This window comes from Beijerinckia sp. 28-YEA-48 (assembly GCF_900104955.1).
Lineage (GTDB): Bacteria > Pseudomonadota > Alphaproteobacteria > Rhizobiales > Beijerinckiaceae > Terripilifer.
This window is the reverse complement of sequence record NZ_FNSI01000002.1, coordinates 231,948-249,161: the sequence shown is the minus strand read 5'-3', so window position 1 is coordinate 249,161 and position 17,214 is coordinate 231,948. Positions and strand designations below refer to the sequence as shown.

The following is a 17,214-nucleotide window of genomic DNA, read 5'->3' as shown; positions in this document are numbered from 1 at the left end:
GATCATTCGCGTCAGAGTCTCTCGTGCGGGGAGCTCAGCATGGCGTGGGGTAAAGCATCTAGAGTGGCATCGATTCTTTCGCAGCTTGCAGCCAGTTCATTCGATTTAGGTTACACTTGTGCAGCTCTACTGTTTGTTCGAAGGGCTCGGCCGACGACAGTAGTCGATCCTGGCTTTCACAAGCGGCTGGATCTCTCAGTATATCTTCTGGGTGCGCTATTAGTTGTTCTCGAACGACTAGGCATTCAGCCTTTGCTCAGCTGGTGCATCCCTATTCCCATTGGCACGACGCAAACAGCAGATACCCGAGCTGCCCCCGTCCAATCTTTGATAGGAGCCGCAAATCCGTTCAAAAATCTGAACGACTTTGGAGAGGTTGGGAGTAGGATCGAGTGTCGCTGGCGCTAGATCCAGGCTTGATCGTCGTTTATCCGTGGCTGGTGGCCAGCCGGCTATGCCTATTCCTCAATGCGCGATCTTGCCATTGCGATTCAGGCAAACGTAATCTTATGGAAAACTGTCAAATATCTATGATTAATACATCTGACTTCGAGCGCGTACAGCACAATAGTACGTAATCTTGGCGTGCTTCATCATCCAGCAACTCGTCGCGATGATCTGGTTGGCCTCCGACATATGGAGTCATGCAGGTCCCACAGTATCCTTCACGACATGAGAGCTGAACATCAATTCCATTTTCAATGAGAACTTCAGCAATCGACTTATTCGGGGGTACTTCAAACTCTGCGCCGCTGCTTAGGACCTTCACATGGAAAGACCTGTTGAGATCGGCAGCTACCTGACTCGAGTTTCCCGACGGGCCAAATAATTCGAAGTGCACGCGATCAGCAGGCCAGTGACTGGATGCCTCTTTAATCGCGCGCATGAAGCCAGGTGGACCGCAATAGTACAAATCTACACCTTCTGGCACCTCCCGCAATAAACTACGGATATCCAAACCTTTCGCCGGATCACCTTCATCGAAATGGAGCTCGATAGCCCCAGCGTCACGATACGATCCTAATTCGCTTAAAAACGCTGTCCGTGCAGGATTACGCGTGCAATAATGTAAGTCGAACTGCTTCCCCGAGGATGATACTTGCCTAATCATCGAGATAATCGGAGTGATGCCAATCCCCCCCGCTAAAAAGAGGTGCCTGTCTGAGGAGGTTGACAACTTGAAATGATTAAAGGGACGAGAGATCTCGATTTCGTCTCCAACTTTTAGCCGCGCGTGAACGTATTCAGAGCCTCCTCGGCTATTCTGCTCACGGAGCACCGCAATCTCATAGCAGGTTCGGTCACTAGAATTCCCGCAAAGCGAATACTTCCTTACGATCTTGTCCGAGATTAAGAGGTCAATATGCGCGCCCGCAGCCCACTCCGGCAAAATAGAGCCGTCGAGAGAGGTTAGTTGCACTAGCATTATATCTTCAGCAACGATCCTAGTCTGCACCACCCGCACAAGCATAGCCTCTCTCCTAATGGTTGCCGTGCCCAAACATTGCTACGAGCGCAAATTGCACGATATGTTCCCTGCGTCTCGTTACGTCGCGTTTTGTTCCAATCGGGCGCGCTAGTGCTACGGAAAGAGTGTTGATGTTTGTAAAGTAAAACGCGCACATCCCTGCTATAGTCAAATAGAGGTCGACGGCGCTAACTTCCAACTGAAGTGCGTGATCATTTCGTGCTTGAGATATGATGGACTCTAACGCCACGAGAAGCGGCGAAAGCGTGTTCCTTATCACCTTGGATTGTCGAATATGACGGCCGCCGTGCACGTTTTGATCTGTAACGAGCGCCAGAAATTCCTTATCTTCATTTAAGCAATCAAAAAGTAACTCAACGAATTTCTTTAGTCTCTCGGGCGCGGAGCCCGCGTGGCTTCGAAGTACTGTAAAATGTTCCGCAAAACGTTGATAAGCATCTTCTAGAACAGCCAGGTAAAGACTGTCTTTGCTGCCAAAATAATGATAAACAAGTTGCTTGTTCACGCCGGAACTGGCAGCGAGTCTGTCGACGCGTGCACCCTCAAGGCCATGCGTAGCAAACTCCGATCTTGCAGCTTTCAGGAGGACGCCTTGCGTGGATTCGGCATTGCCTCTCGGGGGCTTTCGGTCTGAAGCTTTGCTTCGAGATGGTTGACCTGCGCCGCTTGACCGTACTGTGCCTTCGCTAGCCACCTAGCTCTCTCCTCTTCCGTTGCAAATTCGCAATCGAAAAGCCGATCGACAAAGACGCTCAAGCGGACTGCAACGTATACACCGTCGCGAGAACATCTTCGCAACCAGCGCATGTATGGCACGCAATTGCGAGGTGTCAACTATCATCTAACTGGTTGGTTGAATTTTACTCCAAAAATTTCTTACGGGCTCCTCATTGACGATCTTTTGACCCTCTGGTAGAAATCAACCAACTAGTTGGATAGCGAGGGGCGATCCACTATCTTTGATAGGGGGAATTTAAATGCCGGAACACATCGACATCACCACTTACATCGCTATAACGCGATTTCTTACGCGCTGTGCGACTCTTATTGATGAGTACAAATTGGAGGAGATGCTTGAGCTGTTTGACGAAACAGCCAGCTACGAAGTCTTGCCACTCGAGAATTTGAAAGAGGGGCTGCCCAGCTCTCTTATGAGATGCACGAGCAAGAATACCCTTAGAGATCGCATTCTCGGGCTGCGAGAGGCTACGATTCTCAACTATCATACCGATCGACACATCCTGAGTTTTCCAGAGATAGAGCGCGTCGGATCGTCGGAAGAGTACCGGGTCAAGACAGCGTTCTCGTGTTACCAAACTGACCAAGAGGGCGTCACCACCCTTTTCGCGGTTGGATACTACGATGATGTAATCCGCCACGCTGAATCGACGCTTCATTTCGTGAAACGTGTGGTCGTGCTCGATACCTTTTCCGTCCCGTCCCTGCTTGGTGTGCCGCTTTAGTCGACGCCACAGATCGCATCGTCACTATTGGAAATAGGAATAATAAAATGACCGACACTCAGCAGCTCCACAGCTTTCCGAAGCCAGACTATTCCCGCATTCCATTTGCGTTTTACCATGACCCAGAAATCTACGAGATCGAACAGAAGCGCATTTTCCAAGGCCCACTTTGGCAGTTCATTGGACTCGAGGCAGAAATTCCCCAGGTCGGCGATTTCCGTACCACATACCTTGGCGATCTTCCGATCGTATATAACCGTGGGCGCGATGGTTCAGTATATGCCTTTGTGAATCGCTGCTCTCATCGTGGCGCGCTGGTTTGCCGAGAGAAATTTGGTAACGAGCGGGCCCATACTTGCGTCTATCATCGCTGGTCCTTCGACCTAGAAGGCAACCTTACTACCGTTGCATTCCAGAACGGCATTGAGGGAAAGGGAGGGATGCCGCCAGAGTTCAAACGTAAGGACCATAACTTACAAAAACTGAAAGTTGCCTCCCTCAATGGTGCGTTATTTGCTTCGTTTCGGGATGATGTTGAGCCGCTAGAGCAATATCTCGGCACCTTTATGGTTGCTCACTTGAAGGGGCTGTTCAAAGAGCCCGTGAAAGTACTGGGTTATCAGCGCCAACGAGTCAAAGGGAACTGGAAGCTTTACACCGACAACCTTCGAGACAATTATCATGGCCCCCTCCTCCATGAATTTCAGCGTACCTTTGGCGTAAGCCGTTCTACCCAGGATGGTGGATCGCGGATGGACCCGCGCCATCGCCATCATCTTACCTATTCCACCGAGGGTACGGACAACGCTGATATAACGGCCCGTAGCTTCGCAGAAGCTGATGCTAAAATGGACCGTCTCAAGCTATCGGATCCATCTATACTTTCGTTCACGCCTGAAGCGGACGATGGACTTACGTTGGCGATCGCAAGCTTTTTCCCAAATGCTGCATTCCAACGGATGCGCAACACGATGGCTACCCGCCAAGTTCGTACGCGCGGCGTTGGCGAGTTCGAGCTCTTCTGGACGTTTTTTGGATATACTTCCGATACACCTGAGATGACCGAGACGCGACTACGGCAATCGAATTATGTCGGACCAAGTGGCTACGTCTCAATGGAAGACGGCGAAGTTATCGAAAATGTGCAGCTTGCTTCACGCTCAGCGTTCGACCGCGCAAGTGTAGTTGAGGTTGGCGGCAACGGTCCCATTGAAGACAAGCTGTTCCGCGTTAACGACGTCGCCATCCGCGGATTCTGGTCCTATTACGCCGAACTGATGGATATGGAACCTCCCGGCGCGGAGAAATAGCTCGGTCAAAAAAACGTCGCATTTAAGAAAATTGGAGGGATGCAATGCGTTACTACGACTTCACCAGACGGGCTTTCGGTGCTCTCACGCTTGTAGGAATGTTAACACTCGGAAGTCAGATAGCGTGCGCTGAGAACGGGGTAACTGAAAATGAGATTCTAGTTGGTGCACTCGGTCCTTTAACTGGAGCTACGGCATTTGTTGGCGGTCCAGCAAGAGACGGCTTGACGCTTGCTTTCGACGCAATCAACGCGAGAGGTGGTGTTAATGGCCGAAAACTGAAGCTGATTTTCGAACAAGCCCTGACGCCGGCTGAAAGCGTTGCCGCGGCAAAGAAGCTGGTCGAGAGCGACCGTGTTGCGGTTCTGGTTCTCGCGTCAGGTAGCACGGGTGCTGCCGCTGTTGCGAGCTATGTGCGGCAGACCGGAGTTCCTACATACAATATAGCTGGTGCAACACCAATCATTCGCGAACCGTTTGCTAGAAACATATTCCATGGCGCAGTTACTGAGGCCGCACATTCATCGGGCGTTTTGATCGGGCGTATCGATAACTATGTAAAGGCTCCACGGCGAGTGGGTGTGTTAGTCGGTACTTACGCGTTCCCGCAGGCAGAACTAAAGGGAGTTCAAGACAATCTCAGGGGGCATGCGGAAGAGATCGCCGTCGAGCAATTTGACCAAGGCGCTCGCGACTTCACCTCTCAACTTCTATCTTTCACCCGGAAACGGATCAACTCGGTCGTGATCCTCGGTGATTTCTCAGAAGCTGGATATGCGATCAAACAAGCACCAGAGAAGGGACTCGTTGGTATCACGTGGATACTAGCAGGAACTGCTGCCACGGATGGAATCATACCGATTCTTGGATCCGAGAATTCAAAGAATATCTGGAGTTATTCCACAACGCCGACTTTTCCGATGCAGCCTCATCCAACCTCGAAAAAGTTTCTGGAGCTTTGGTCGGCACGTTACGGTCGACCCCCTCAAGGGCGTCCAAACTTGTATGACATGATTGGATACGGATCTGCATATGTACTGGCGGAAGCCATCGAAAAGGCGGGCCGTGATCTAACAAGAGAACGTCTAATCTCGGCTTGGGAAACGCTCGTCGAAGCAAAGCCATCTCTAATGGGGGGAGTCGACGTTATTTATCCTGAAAGTTACACGGAGGCCGACCATCAAGGAAATAAGGTGCGCGGGCAAGCAACGATCCGCGATGGCATGTGGCAAGTCGTAGATTGAGAAGAAATAGAAATAGGAACGGCTTGCTACCCAAAATTGTGTGAGGGATCACAAATGGCTGAATTTTTCATGGTAGTGATTGGCGGTGCCAAGATCGGAGCGATCTATGCGCTCGCTGCACTCGGCGTCGTCGTAATTCACAAAGCTACAAAAGTCGTAAACTTTGCACATGGCGGACTCGTGCTCCTCGGCGCAGTTGGCGCTTACATCGTTGTGGTCGCATTGGAGTGGAATTACGCATTTGCCTATCTGTTGGTGCCCCCCGCGGTGGGCTTATGCGCAGTTGCGTTGGAGTTAATCGTCCTTCGGACATTGCGACGCGCCGATCTGTATACGGTGGTTATTGCAACGATATTTCTCGGAATTGCTTTGTCGGAAGGCGTTCGCTTATCCCATAGAGCGGAGATCTTGGCGGTTCCGGCGGTGTTTAGTCCAATTCCGCTCATATTTGACGGCGTGATAATTATGCCCGAGCAGATTTGGGTTATCTGCGGTGTTCTTGCTGCCGCGGCGGCGGGTATTGTTCTATTTCAATATGGTCGAATCGGACGAAGCATGCGCGCAATGGCCTCGAATATCAGAGGCGCACAATTGTGCGGATATTCGATCGAAGGAGTGTACGCGTTAGCATGGTTCTTCGGTGGTACGTTGGCGGGGCTCGCGGGTGTATTCACCGCTCCAGTGAAAGGCGTTACCCCTGAACTCGCGGTATCTACGGTTGCTGCAGCGTTCGTAGCGGCGGTTATCGGTGGGTTTGACTCGCTTATCGGTGCGATTCTAGGCGGCTTGCTTCTCGGCATTTCCGAGACATTAGCCGCAGCATATGTCTCAAGCGCCACCAAGAGTGCGACAAGCTTCATTCTTCTCTTCGCGGTTTTGATGATCCGCCCCCAAGGCCTTTTCGCCGGTGGGAGGGTACGAAATGTTTAACAACGTCGAGTTACGGCGCCGTCTCGCGCTAGTAGTTGCTCCTTCTATCGCAACTCTCGCGGTTATCGTGATCGGTCTATGTGTCGATTCATACTGGCAGTATGTGCTTGCTGTATCTCTGTCGGCCGCCTTCGTGGGAGCTTCCGTTGTTTTGCTCGTGGGACTCGCAAGATGCGTTTCTTTGGCCACGGGTTCGATGATGGCATTGGGAGCATACGGGTCGGCGCTCGCTGTAACGCATTTCAACTTTCCCTTTCTGCTAGCTGTCCTGTTTGGAGCAGCCATTGGCGGATTTGGCGGGCTCATACTTGCCGTGCCCGGAGTAAGATTTAGAAGTCATAATCTAGCTATGGTGACCCTGGTTTTCCAAGAAGTATTGATGATCCTAATTCGAGAGGCAAAGCTCGTTACGGGTGGCCCGGAGGGCCTTGCAGTGCCACCAGCATCGATCGCCGGTGTCGCGATTACCTCGGATCTTAGCTTCCTCGTAGTAATGAGCGTCGGTATCGCTCTCGGTCTTATCCCGCTGGCTATTCTCATTAACGGTGCGTTCGGCAAGAACCTTCGAGCTATCGCAGCGAGCGAAGTTGCGTCGCGGGCTTATGGCATCAATATCGAACGTTACTTGATCGCGGCTTTCGTTGTGAGCTCGTCCGCCGTTGCTTATAGTGCGGCGCTGATAGCACCTCGGTACCGGATCATAGATCCCGATTCTTACGGAATACTCTCTTCCATTTTCGCACTGTCGTACCCAATAATTGGAGGGACCAATTCCATTTGGGGCGGCATCGCGGGGGGCGCATTTTTGCGCACGCTTCCCGAAGTACTAAGACCCGTCGCTGACTATATCGAATTTGCGACAGCATGTTTGGTTGTTGTTGTGATCCTTTTTCTTCCAGGTGGGCTAGTCGAAGCAATTCGTTCGAGATTTAGCAGTTCTGCTAAGCCTCAAAATCATGCGTTTGCCAAATCGGAGTCGATCCCGCCCTCTCCAGTCGTAAGGGTAATAACGCCTGCTAAAGAGAATGACGTACATCTGTGTGAAGTCCGGAACCTATCGATGCATTACGGTGCACTTAAAGCAGTTGATAATGTGTCCATCGATATCACTTCTGGAAATATTCACGGACTCATGGGGCCCAATGGTGCAGGAAAAACGACCCTATTCAATGCAATTTCCGGCTTTATTAAACCGACTTTTGGAGACGTATATACATCCGGGATTTCCCTCCTAAGCCAGTCGATCGATGCTCGGATCGGTCTAGGTATCACTCGCACCTTTCAACACGTTGCAATCTTTCCAAACCTGACATGCTTGGACAATGTGAAGATCGGTCTGGGCTACAATTCCGTTTTGCGCTCGATGTCGAGGAGCGTAACGGAGTGCATTATGTCTCGGTCGTCTGATGACGAGGATAAGCGTGCGCTGTTGGCACTATCCGCAGTGGGCCTCGATCATTGTGCAGAATTGCGAGCCGGACTTCTTTCACTGGGTAATCAACGACGACTAGAGCTCGCTCGAGCAATTGTATCGAGACCAAAGCTACTTTTGTTGGATGAGCCCGTTTCTGGCGTTAGTTCAGAAGAAGTTGAACGCATTGGATCCCTGCTCCGTCAAATCAATCGAGAGTTTGGTATCACAATGCTCATCGTGGAGCACAACATAGGGTTTTTGGTATCGATCTGTGACAAGTTGTCTGTGATGCACTCTGGAACTGTCGTCGCAGAAGGCATTCCAGATGACGTTGTAAATTTGCCCGTTGTCCGAAATGTCTACTTTGGCGAAAGGGCTCTTGCATCATGAAGTTCGTCGTTGAGAATCTCAAGGTTACATATGGGCACATCATTGCTGTCGAGAATCTAAGTTTGACGCTTGAGCCAGGAGAATCATTGGCCCTGCTCGGTGCAAATGGTGCTGGAAAGACTTCTGCGGTCGAAGCAATGGCCGGTCTTCTGTCGCCTGCCGCTGGCGGCGTATTTCTCGGTGATCTGCAGTTGCACGGTCTTCCTGCAAATAGAATTGTTAGGAAAGGCGTTGCTCTTGTTCCTCAATGGCGTGAATTGTTTCCATCTTTCACGGTCGAAGAGACCTTGATTTCTGGATCGCACGCCGCTGAGTCACGTGGCTCTATTCCTCTAGATCAGATTTACGCCTACTTCCCAAAGCTTGCGGAGCGCCGAAAGCAAAACGCGGGCCTGCTATCGGGTGGAGAACAGCAAATGCTCGCAATCGGTCGAGCACTGGTAACTAACCCTCGAGTGATACTGCTCGACGAGCCATCAGCGGGCCTCGCCGTAGGAATTGTTAGATCCCTCATCGGGATACTGGAGCAAATTCGCGCTTCCGGCATCGGTATTCTTCTCGTTGAGCAGAATCTAGAGATAGCGCAATCAGTGGCAGAACGCTGCGTAGTTTTGGCTGCGGGTCGCGCCGTGTGGTCAGGCGACATAGAGGAAGCGTTACGCACTGATGAGATTAAACGGGCCTATTTCGCTTAAGTAGGAAACAATAATGACGAAAGCAACTATATCGACTAGGCGTGTCAATCTTGGCCAATTGACATTGAATCTGAGAGAGGTTGGCTCAGGACAGCTAATTATTTTTCTGCATGGAGTTACGTCAAATTCCGCGATATGGGACCCCATACTTCTTAATTTGTCTGGGCGGGCTCGATGTGTTGCGATCGATCAGCGTGGACACGGGTTGAGTGATAAACCCGATGCTGGATACGCTGCCGGAGACTTCGCTGAAGATATTGCGAAAATAATTGCGTCTTATGGAGGTGAGCCAGCAACAGTCGTTGGCAACTCACTTGGATCGCGCAACAGCATCGCCGTGGCAGCCTTATACCCCGATCTCGTGAAATCAATCGTACCTATCGATTTTACACCATTTATCGAGAACGAGGTCTTCGACGCGCTGGAAAAGCGCGTAGTTGCCGGAGACCGCAGATTTCGTTCTCGCGAGGAGATCACGGAGTACCTTCGTGATCGGTACAGATTAATGCCAGACACTGCAATTCGAACGCGTGTTGAGTCTGCATATGTCGAAGAAGATGGTCTATGGAGACCTCGCGCTTCGCCGAGTGCAATGGTTCAAACTGTAATTGGCCTCAGAGAAGAGCTCGAAACCTCTATGCTACGCGTGAAATGTCCAGCGATGATTGTTCGTGGGGCGCAGAGTAGCTTTGTTTCCGAAGAAGCTTTTCAAAAGACACGCGATCTTCGTCCGGACTTGTCTACTTACGTAGTTCAGGGCGTCGATCATTATGTGAACGAAGAGGCCGCTGACCTTGTAACACGAATGATCGAAGCCTTCTGCCTAGATCGGCGATAATATCAATCGAATATTCATATGGTGGTAACGATGACTAGTGTGCTCAAGTTTCCTAAAGACCGTCACGCGGAAATCTCCGGCGGGGGATTTGCTGGCCTGACTGCAGCAATTGCCCTGAGACAACGAGGGTGGTCGGTTCGGCTGCACGAGAAAGGGCCGGAACTGCGTGCCTTTGGTGCAGGAATTGTGCTTTGGCACAATGGCCTTCGAGTTCTTGAAGGTCTAGGCGTTCTGGAAGCCGTCCTGAACGGCTCGATGACGCCTCCTGTATACGAAACGCGTTTGCATAATGCCGTAAAGTCTCGTGAAACGTTTGGCGGAATGCCCTGGCGCGTTATGACTCGAAAGCACCTTCACAATTCTCTTGTTCAACGAGCGATCGATGTAGGTGTCGACATTCGCGTAAACTCTGAAGTTGTAAGTGCCACAACGGACGGATACGTAACACTGGCGTCGGGAGAACGCTTATCCAGCAATTTGGTAGTTGGCGCGGACGGTGTTGGCTCCAAGGTGCGTGACTCAATCGGCTTCAAGATGGTCAGAGATGTTTCGAGAGATGGTCTTATTCGGCTTATTGTGCCCCGTATGAAATCAGCACTCGGGAGTGGTGATTGGGACAATATGATCGATATGTGGAACTTTTGGCCGAGCGTTCTTCGCATACTATATGCGCCGTGTAACGATGAAGAGCTGTATCTGGGACTTATGGCACCCGCCGATGATGTTGGTGGGTCACAGGTTCCGCTTCATTTAGAAACGTGGGCGGAGATGTTTCCATTTCTCGAGCCAGTTCTCAGAGAAGCGGCTAAAGTTCCATCGCCTCGATATGATCGCTACGAAACAAATTATCTCGACGAATGGACAGCAGGGCGCGTCGCGCTCGTCGGTGACGCTGGTCATGCGATGTGTCCTTCGTTAGCGCAAGGTGCCGGCTGCGCGATGGTAAACGCATACAGCCTTGCAATGGAGCTGTCTGAAATTCCAGATGTGGAGACCGGATTAAAATCTTGGCAGCAGCGCATGAAGCCAATTACCGATCGCTGCCAGGCGTTGTCGAAGGACCTTACTGCTAATCGGGTTCTTTCGCAGGGAAATCAACAACACCGAGAGGCCTTCGAGACCGCGCGATACGATCCACTCCGGCGCGTTTCCTCCTGGTAGCCAATCGCCGATAAGCGCGCTTGAATAAAGAAGGAGATGCAGAAGCATCTTCTTCAATCTTGTGTCTGGGGTTCAGCTATGGTGAATATTAAAGATCTTCGTATTGAGAGTAGCGACTTTCGGTCTCTCGAAATGATTCCGGAGCGATATGCTGCTGACAAGGGCAATATTGCTCCGTCTTTATTAATTAGCGGCGTACCAAGTGACGCTGTGGAGTTGGCCGTGATTTGTCATGATCCGGATGCGCCTCTACCTGATGGATTCACGCATTGGATTGTATATGGCATATCGCCGACCACTGCCCATGTGGACAGTAATACAAAAGGAATTCGGATTGGCCCAAATGGGTTGAACTCCTGTGAGTATTTCGGACCGCAGCCCCCTACAGGTCATGGTGCTCATCACTATTACTTTTGGATCTATGCTCTCAATACGAAAGTCACAGGAACGCCCACTCGCCAAGAGTTCCTGACTTTGTATGGTAACAATATTTTGGAGCAAAATCGCGTCGTCGCATTGTATGAGAATGCCGCTTAAAAGAGCTAGCGTAGTGGGCCTTGAAAACTCGGACATCTTCACCATGACGCGTTTTACTATAACTCAGGAACTCATCGCGATCGGTGAAGGTGTTTATAAAGCGCGCCTACCTTCTGATGTCATTGAGCTAGCTAAACTGTCTCTACTGGACTTCATTGGCGTTGCAATATCTGGTTCTGCGGATCCGAGCATTGAATCCTTAGTTGATCGGCTATTGCCAGATGGTAGCGGGGTTTGCTCAATTATCGGCCATAGTGTCGGGGCATCTCTCGAACAAGCTGTGTTGATAAATGCCACGGCGGGACATGTCTTAGATTACGACGATGTTCATATGGCGTTGCCGGGACACCTAAGTGCTGTTATTTGGCCCGCGATTATCGCTGTTGCACAACATCGCTGTATATCGCCTGAAAAGCTAATTTCCGCGTACGTGGCTGGGTTTGAAGTGGGATGTCGAATTGGAATATTGGTTGCCCCCGGACATTATGACCGTGGCTATCATGCAAGTGCCACAATAGGCACATTCGCCACAACTATCGCAGTTTGTCAGTTGCTTGGGTTGAGCAGTGATCAAACCGCGTCTGCCCTCGGCATTTCGAGTATGTGTGCTTCCGGTTTCAAAGCGCAATTTGGAACCATGGGAAAGGCATTTCAGGTCGGATTGGCATCAAGAAATGGTATGTCTGCAGCTATATTCTCTGAAGCTGGAGCAGTTAGTTGCTCAGATATATTTGGAGATCCTCGCGGATTTTGTCGATCGACGAGTTCAAACTTTAATGCCGAAGCGGCCCTGTCGCAAATTCCAGGCACATTCAAATTGAGAAGTAATTTGTTTAAGTTTCACGCTTCTTGCTACGGAACACATGCGGCGATCGAGTGTGCACTAAAGTTACTGCGAGGAGGGATAGATACGTCTTCTATCCGGAAGGTGGTGGTTCGCATTGGGGCTGTGAATGAGACGATTTGCAACATTCAGAACCCAACGACAGCAGCCGAAGCTAAGTTTAGTGTCCGCTTGCTCGTTTCTTATGCGCTCAACCAAATCGACACGGCCCGACTAGATGTATTTGATTTACGTCAAATAGTTGCGCCAGAAGTTCAAAGTTTGTTGGAAATTATTGTTGTCGAAATCGTGGACGGGTACACGCTTACGCAGGCGAGTGTGAGGGTATGTCTCGAGGGAGGCATCGAGCATTCCGCGGAAAGTGATGTGTCAGATCCGTATCAGGACTACGCGCTACTTGGGTCAAGGCTACTTAGTAAATTTCAGGCGCTCGTAATTCCTTGCCTCGGAACCAAAGCTGCCGGCGAGCTGGTGAATGTTGTCGAGAGCTTTCAGAATCATAAATCGTTGTCTGCTTTAGGGCAGGCTATGCAAAGCCCATTACACACACTGAGGAATTGAAGAATGAAGATTGAGAAGATCCATCCGAAAGGAATATTCACGCGCCAAAGTGCTGGCAGGCCGCTTTATTCGCAAGTTGTGAAAATCTCCGGGGGATCTCTCATATTTTTAGCGGGGCAAGTAGCGCGAGACAGCGACGGTCAAACAGTTGGCAAGGGAGATATGCGTAAGCAGTTTGAAAAAATTGTCGAGAATATCGGGCGATGCCTAGAAGCAGCTGGGGCCAGCTTGCGAGATATAGTAAAAATTACGACTTTTGTGGTTGATATGAGTGAGTATGCGAAGCTGTCTGATTTGCGGGGCCTTTATTTTGGAGATGCTGCCCCAGCAAGCAGTTCTATCGAGGTCAGCATGCTCGCTAGTGAAGACTATTTGATTGAGATCGAGGTGGTAGCTGTAACGGCTTAGCGCGGTTCAATAGTTTTCATATAGCCATATGGTATAGAAGAATGGACGAAACGGATCCCGTACCGCTTTTGTGGCAGCCAAATTTTAACGGCCTCTGTATCCGCAAATGGTATGCACTCTTTGATGAAACCTTGATCAGCGAAGGTGGGCGAATAGAAGATCGCGAAGCCTTACAACGGGTCGCGATAGGTGTTGCTATCAGAAACCCGTATGCAGGCGGCTATCAGAATGATCTCTCCGAAGCTATCGAGCAGTCGGAGCATTTGGGCCGCGAGTTCGGGCGGCGAATCAAGTTAGTACTGGGTAGTCGTGCCGTTGAAAGCTACGGAAAGGCATGCGTCGTTGGTTCCCTAGGGGAGTACGAACATGGCAATGCGTTTTTGACAACGAAGTTTGCTGGCCCCATTCGGGATGCTCTTGGCGGAGCCCTCGCCTGGATCCCTTCTACGGGCAAAGTTGGAGGGCCTCAGACGTCAATTGATATTCCTTTGGCGCATAAAGATGCATTGTATGTCCGATCACACTACGACACATTCAGCGTGTGCTTGGGAGATGCACCGGCTCCCGCAGAGATTGTTCTGTTATTCGCATGCGCGACGAGGGGTCGTTTAGATGCAAGACTGGGCGGCTTGACCTCAGCTGAAGTCAGCCAACGAGACGGTCTTCGATAGATGTGTAATGAAATAAATGCGGCGTCGACATTGAATGCGAGCAACAACGATACTTCATAGAATTGCGTCTAATTAGTTTTCTCAGAATTTTCTATCCAATATCTGTGTAGCACCGTTTGCTCTGTTCATGGACAATGATGTCCGCATACGCCTTTATTCGGGAGGCCTGCATGTCCGACAAGATTTACCCCGTCGCTCCGGAATGGGCCAAAAAGGCCTATGTCGATGGCGCCGGCTATAAGGAAATGTATGCCCGCTCGATCAAGGATCCGGACGGTTTCTGGGCGGAGCACGGCAAAAGAATCGATTGGATCAAGCCCTTCACCAAGGTGAAGAACACGACCTTCGGGCCGCCCGATGTCTCGATCAAATGGTTCGAAGACGGCCAGCTGAATGTGTCAGCCAATTGCGTCGACCGCCATCTGCCCAAGCGCGCCCAGCAGACCGCGATCATCTGGGAAGGCGACGATCCGTCGAAGTCCAAGAACATCACCTATCAAGAGCTTTACGAGAACGTCTGCCGCTTCGCCAATGTGCTGAAGGCGCAAGGCGTCAAGAAGGGTGATTGCGTCACCATCTATCTGCCGATGATCCCCGAGGCGGCCTATGCCATGCTCGCCTGCACGCGCATCGGCGCGGTGCATTCGGTGGTCTTTGGCGGTTTCTCGCCGGATTCACTTGCCGGCCGTCTCGAGGATGCGAAATCCACGGTGCTGATCACCGCCGATGAAGGCGTGCGCGCCGGCCGGCCGATCCCGCTGAAAGCCAATTCCGACGCGGCGGTGAAGAAGGCCCCGGTCAAGAGCGTGATCGTCGTCCAGCACACTGGCGGCAAAGTCGATATGCAGGCCGGCCGCGACGTCTGGTATCACGAGGCGGCGGCGAAAGTGCCGGCCGAATGTGCGCCCGAGGCGATGAATGCGGAAGATCCGCTATTCATTCTTTATACGTCAGGCTCGACCGGCAAGCCGAAGGGCGTGTTGCACACCACGGGTGGCTATCTCGTCTATACGTCGATGACGCATCAATATGTCTTCGACTATCACGATGGCGATATCTACTGGTGCACCGCCGACGTCGGTTGGGTGACGGGGCACAGCTACATCATCTATGGACCGCTCGCCAATGGCGCGACGACACTGATGTTCGAAGGCGTGCCGAATTATCCCGACGAGTCGCGCTGCTGGCAGGTGATCGACAAGCACAAGGTCAACATCTTCTACACCGCGCCGACGGCGATCCGCGCTCTGATGCAAAAGGGCGATGGGCCGGTGAAGAAGACCAGCCGCGCGTCGTTACGTCTGCTGGGTTCGGTCGGCGAACCGATTAATCCGGAAGCCTGGGAATGGTATCACCGCGTCGTCGGCGATGATCGTTGCCCGATCGTCGATACCTGGTGGCAGACCGAGACCGGCGGCATTCTGATCACGCCGCTGCCGGGCGCGACGCAGCTGAAGCCGGGCTCTGCGACCAATCCGTTCTTCGGCGTGCAGCCGCAGATCGTCGATGGCGAAGGCAAGGTGTTGGACGGGGCCACCGAGGGCAATCTGTGCATCACCGATTCCTGGCCGGGGCAGATGCGCACGGTGTTCGGCGATCACGAGCGTTTCGTGCAGACCTATTTCTCGACCTATCCGGGCAAGTATTTCACCGGTGATGGCTGCCGGCGCGATGCCGACGGCTATTACTGGATCACCGGCCGGGTCGATGACGTGATCAATGTCTCGGGCCATCGCATGGGCACGGCGGAAGTGGAAAGCGCGCTCGTTGCTCATGACAAGGTGTCGGAAGCAGCCGTCGTCGGCTATCCGCACGACATCAAAGGCCAGGGCATCTATGCCTATGTGACCTTGATGGCGGGCGAGAATGCGTCGGAAGATCTGCGCAAGGAATTGGTGATGTGGGTGCGTAAGGAGATCGGGCCGATCGCTTCGCCCGATGTCATCCAGTTCGCGCCCGGCCTGCCGAAGACGCGTTCGGGCAAGATCATGCGCCGCATCCTGCGCAAGATCGCCGAGAATGAAATCGGCGCGCTGGGCGATATGTCGACATTGGCCGATCCGTCGGTGGTGGATAATCTCGTTGTTAATCGGATGAAGTAGACGCGCGACGCAGATCGTCAGGTTAAATGCAAAGCTGCATTCGCAAACGATATCATTTTAAGCACGTTTCCTCATTTCGGTTCGCCAACATCTCGCGCGTAGTCTGTTGATTGGCGTTTTGAGGGCGTTACGACGCAAAAATATCCGTAGGCGATAAATGCGTACACGATGAGAACTCCCCACAATAGCAGGATTGGGTTTTTCAGCTTGGGCACGCCAAGCATCACAGGAAGCGTAAGAAGAAAAACAAGGTAACAGTACCAAAGTAGTAAACTCAATATATGGCAGGCGTTTATTCTCTCGATTGCATGCCTGATCTTCTGCGAATAACCGCTGCTAGCTGCAGAATTCGACTGGTCAGCCATTTCTTCACCGCAATAAATAATGTGGGACAGAGCCGCTCCGGGCGACACTTTCCGATGCGGCGCGTTGGGACAGCCTGGCTCTCACGCTTATCGCTTTCCGACCTCAATGGCGTTCGTGCGATCGCACTGCTGGGAGAAATGTCCAGCGGTCAGATAGACCCAGCATGTAGCTAGCATAGGCACAAATCATTTCTCAGGCATTGACCGGAGTCAATGCACAAAGAAACTTTACTCCGCTATCTTTCAGAAGGCAGAAATCGAGTATCGATCTTGTCATCGACAAGGCCTAATCTAATACCGAGATCATAATGGAAATCGCTTCCGAGATGGCATCTCTTTTCCCTCTCAGCGTGAGCACGATCAGAGAGACTGAAATGCGTCGTGTACTAGAAGCATATCGACGCGGCGTTATCGGTGTGCTGACCGGTATTGTGCGCGATGGTTGCTGTTCTTAGCTATTGGCTGCCGCCAGCTGCACCCTTAGAGCATCTGATTGATCGATCTTGATAAGTGAAGATGGAAAAATTTGCATCGCGTAAGATTCGTACGTGTTATGGCGGCTTAAAATCAGTCGTCGATAGTGCCCTACCCTAATACAACTATTCCGGCTCCGCTTGCGAAGCCAATTGTGCGTCCGGCCGATTCTCAACTATTGGTCGTTTCCGATCGGTGAAGCGATGCGTTAGCGGGAGAGGTGGGACCGAGCGTCGTTGTGGCTAGTCCGACGACGAGCGAGATGCGCGAGCCACGCATCAGCCTGGTAAATACGTCCCTGCTCATTGAGCTCGTTCC

The 17,214-nt window shown here is 51.6% G+C and carries 15 protein-coding genes; 13 read left to right on the top strand and 2 right to left on the bottom strand.

The window, feature by feature from the left end:
* Positions 1–520: 520 nt before the first annotated feature.
* Entirely contained in the window at positions 521–1,471 is a 951-nt protein-coding gene (locus tag BLW50_RS28990; protein WP_090710357.1) for a PDR/VanB family oxidoreductase, read from the bottom strand.
* A 10-nt stretch (positions 1,472–1,481) separates the two neighbouring features.
* Positions 1,482–2,183 (bottom strand): TetR/AcrR family transcriptional regulator, encoded by a 702-nt coding sequence (locus tag BLW50_RS28985; protein ID WP_090710354.1) that lies wholly within the window; start codon positions 2,181–2,183, stop codon positions 1,482–1,484.
* Between the two features lie 283 nt (positions 2,184–2,466).
* Between BLW50_RS28985 and BLW50_RS28980 the strand changes: the two genes are divergently transcribed.
* From BLW50_RS28980 to acs, 13 genes are all read left to right on the top strand, one after another.
* Positions 2,467–2,952: an aromatic-ring-hydroxylating dioxygenase subunit beta gene (locus BLW50_RS28980; RefSeq protein ID WP_090710352.1), complete on the top strand. Its 486-nt coding sequence runs from the start codon at positions 2,467–2,469 to the stop codon at positions 2,950–2,952.
* Between the two features lie 47 nt (positions 2,953–2,999).
* Positions 3,000–4,262: an aromatic ring-hydroxylating oxygenase subunit alpha gene (locus tag BLW50_RS28975; RefSeq protein ID WP_090710349.1), complete on the top strand. Its 1,263-nt coding sequence runs from the start codon at positions 3,000–3,002 to the stop codon at positions 4,260–4,262.
* 44 nt (positions 4,263–4,306) lie between these two features.
* Positions 4,307–5,506, top strand: a complete 1,200-nt coding sequence (locus BLW50_RS28970) for an ABC transporter substrate-binding protein (protein ID WP_090710347.1) — start codon at positions 4,307–4,309, stop codon at positions 5,504–5,506.
* A 54-nt stretch (positions 5,507–5,560) separates the two neighbouring features.
* Entirely contained in the window at positions 5,561–6,436 is an 876-nt protein-coding gene (locus tag BLW50_RS28965; RefSeq protein WP_090710345.1) for a branched-chain amino acid ABC transporter permease, read from the top strand.
* Positions 6,429–8,240: a branched-chain amino acid ABC transporter ATP-binding protein/permease gene (locus BLW50_RS28960; RefSeq protein WP_090710343.1), complete on the top strand. Its 1,812-nt coding sequence runs from the start codon at positions 6,429–6,431 to the stop codon at positions 8,238–8,240. Before BLW50_RS28965 ends, BLW50_RS28960 begins: the two co-directional genes overlap by 8 nt.
* On the top strand, positions 8,237–8,935 hold the full coding sequence (locus BLW50_RS28955) for an ABC transporter ATP-binding protein (protein ID WP_090710340.1): 699 nt from the start codon (positions 8,237–8,239) through the stop codon (positions 8,933–8,935). Before BLW50_RS28960 ends, BLW50_RS28955 begins: the two co-directional genes overlap by 4 nt.
* Positions 8,936–8,948: 13 nt before the next feature.
* Positions 8,949–9,773 (top strand): alpha/beta fold hydrolase, encoded by an 825-nt coding sequence (locus tag BLW50_RS28950; protein WP_090710338.1) that lies wholly within the window; start codon positions 8,949–8,951, stop codon positions 9,771–9,773.
* A 30-nt stretch (positions 9,774–9,803) separates the two neighbouring features.
* Positions 9,804–10,934 (top strand): FAD-dependent oxidoreductase, encoded by a 1,131-nt coding sequence (locus BLW50_RS28945; RefSeq protein ID WP_090710869.1) that lies wholly within the window; start codon positions 9,804–9,806, stop codon positions 10,932–10,934.
* A gap of 36 nt (positions 10,935–10,970) precedes the next feature.
* Positions 10,971–11,471 (top strand): YbhB/YbcL family Raf kinase inhibitor-like protein, encoded by a 501-nt coding sequence (locus BLW50_RS28940; RefSeq protein WP_244544516.1) that lies wholly within the window; start codon positions 10,971–10,973, stop codon positions 11,469–11,471.
* Positions 11,472–11,484: 13 nt separating this feature from the next.
* The gene (locus BLW50_RS28935) at positions 11,485–12,876 is read left to right on the top strand and encodes an MmgE/PrpD family protein (protein ID WP_170850442.1); all 1,392 of its coding nucleotides are present in this window, start codon (positions 11,485–11,487) and stop codon (positions 12,874–12,876) included.
* A gap of 3 nt (positions 12,877–12,879) precedes the next feature.
* On the top strand, positions 12,880–13,284 hold the full coding sequence (locus BLW50_RS28930) for a RidA family protein (protein ID WP_090710333.1): 405 nt from the start codon (positions 12,880–12,882) through the stop codon (positions 13,282–13,284).
* 41 nt (positions 13,285–13,325) lie between these two features.
* Complete coding sequence (locus BLW50_RS28925; RefSeq protein WP_090710332.1) at positions 13,326–13,955, top strand: amino acid synthesis family protein; 630 nt, start codon at positions 13,326–13,328, stop codon at positions 13,953–13,955.
* Between the two features lie 170 nt (positions 13,956–14,125).
* Positions 14,126–16,057, top strand: a complete 1,932-nt coding sequence (acs, locus tag BLW50_RS28920; RefSeq protein WP_090710868.1) for an acetate--CoA ligase — start codon at positions 14,126–14,128, stop codon at positions 16,055–16,057.
* Positions 16,058–17,214: the final 1,157 nt, after the last annotated feature.

Excerpts from the sequence above, each read along its gene's own strand:
- BLW50_RS28940 (WP_244544516.1), top strand. The coding sequence starts at position 10,971 with ATGCAGAAGCATCTTCTTCAATCTTGTGTCTGGGGTTCAGCTATGGTG.
- BLW50_RS28945 (WP_090710869.1), top strand. The coding sequence starts at position 9,804 with ATGACTAGTGTGCTCAAGTTTCCTAAAGACCGTCACGCGGAAATCTCC.
- BLW50_RS28960 (WP_090710343.1), top strand. The coding sequence starts at position 6,429 with ATGTTTAACAACGTCGAGTTACGGCGCCGTCTCGCGCTAGTAGTTGCT.
- BLW50_RS28955 (WP_090710340.1), top strand. The coding sequence starts at position 8,237 with ATGAAGTTCGTCGTTGAGAATCTCAAGGTTACATATGGGCACATCATT.
- BLW50_RS28980 (WP_090710352.1), top strand. The coding sequence starts at position 2,467 with ATGCCGGAACACATCGACATCACCACTTACATCGCTATAACGCGATTT.
- BLW50_RS28930 (WP_090710333.1), top strand. The coding sequence starts at position 12,880 with ATGAAGATTGAGAAGATCCATCCGAAAGGAATATTCACGCGCCAAAGT.
- BLW50_RS28970 (WP_090710347.1), top strand. The coding sequence starts at position 4,307 with ATGCGTTACTACGACTTCACCAGACGGGCTTTCGGTGCTCTCACGCTT.
- BLW50_RS28975 (WP_090710349.1), top strand. The coding sequence starts at position 3,000 with ATGACCGACACTCAGCAGCTCCACAGCTTTCCGAAGCCAGACTATTCC.
- acs (WP_090710868.1), top strand. The coding sequence starts at position 14,126 with ATGTCCGACAAGATTTACCCCGTCGCTCCGGAATGGGCCAAAAAGGCC.
- BLW50_RS28925 (WP_090710332.1), top strand. The coding sequence starts at position 13,326 with ATGGACGAAACGGATCCCGTACCGCTTTTGTGGCAGCCAAATTTTAAC.
- BLW50_RS28950 (WP_090710338.1), top strand. The coding sequence starts at position 8,949 with ATGACGAAAGCAACTATATCGACTAGGCGTGTCAATCTTGGCCAATTG.
- BLW50_RS28990 (WP_090710357.1), bottom strand. The coding sequence starts at position 1,471 with ATGCTTGTGCGGGTGGTGCAGACTAGGATCGTTGCTGAAGATATAATG.
- BLW50_RS28965 (WP_090710345.1), top strand. The coding sequence starts at position 5,561 with ATGGCTGAATTTTTCATGGTAGTGATTGGCGGTGCCAAGATCGGAGCG.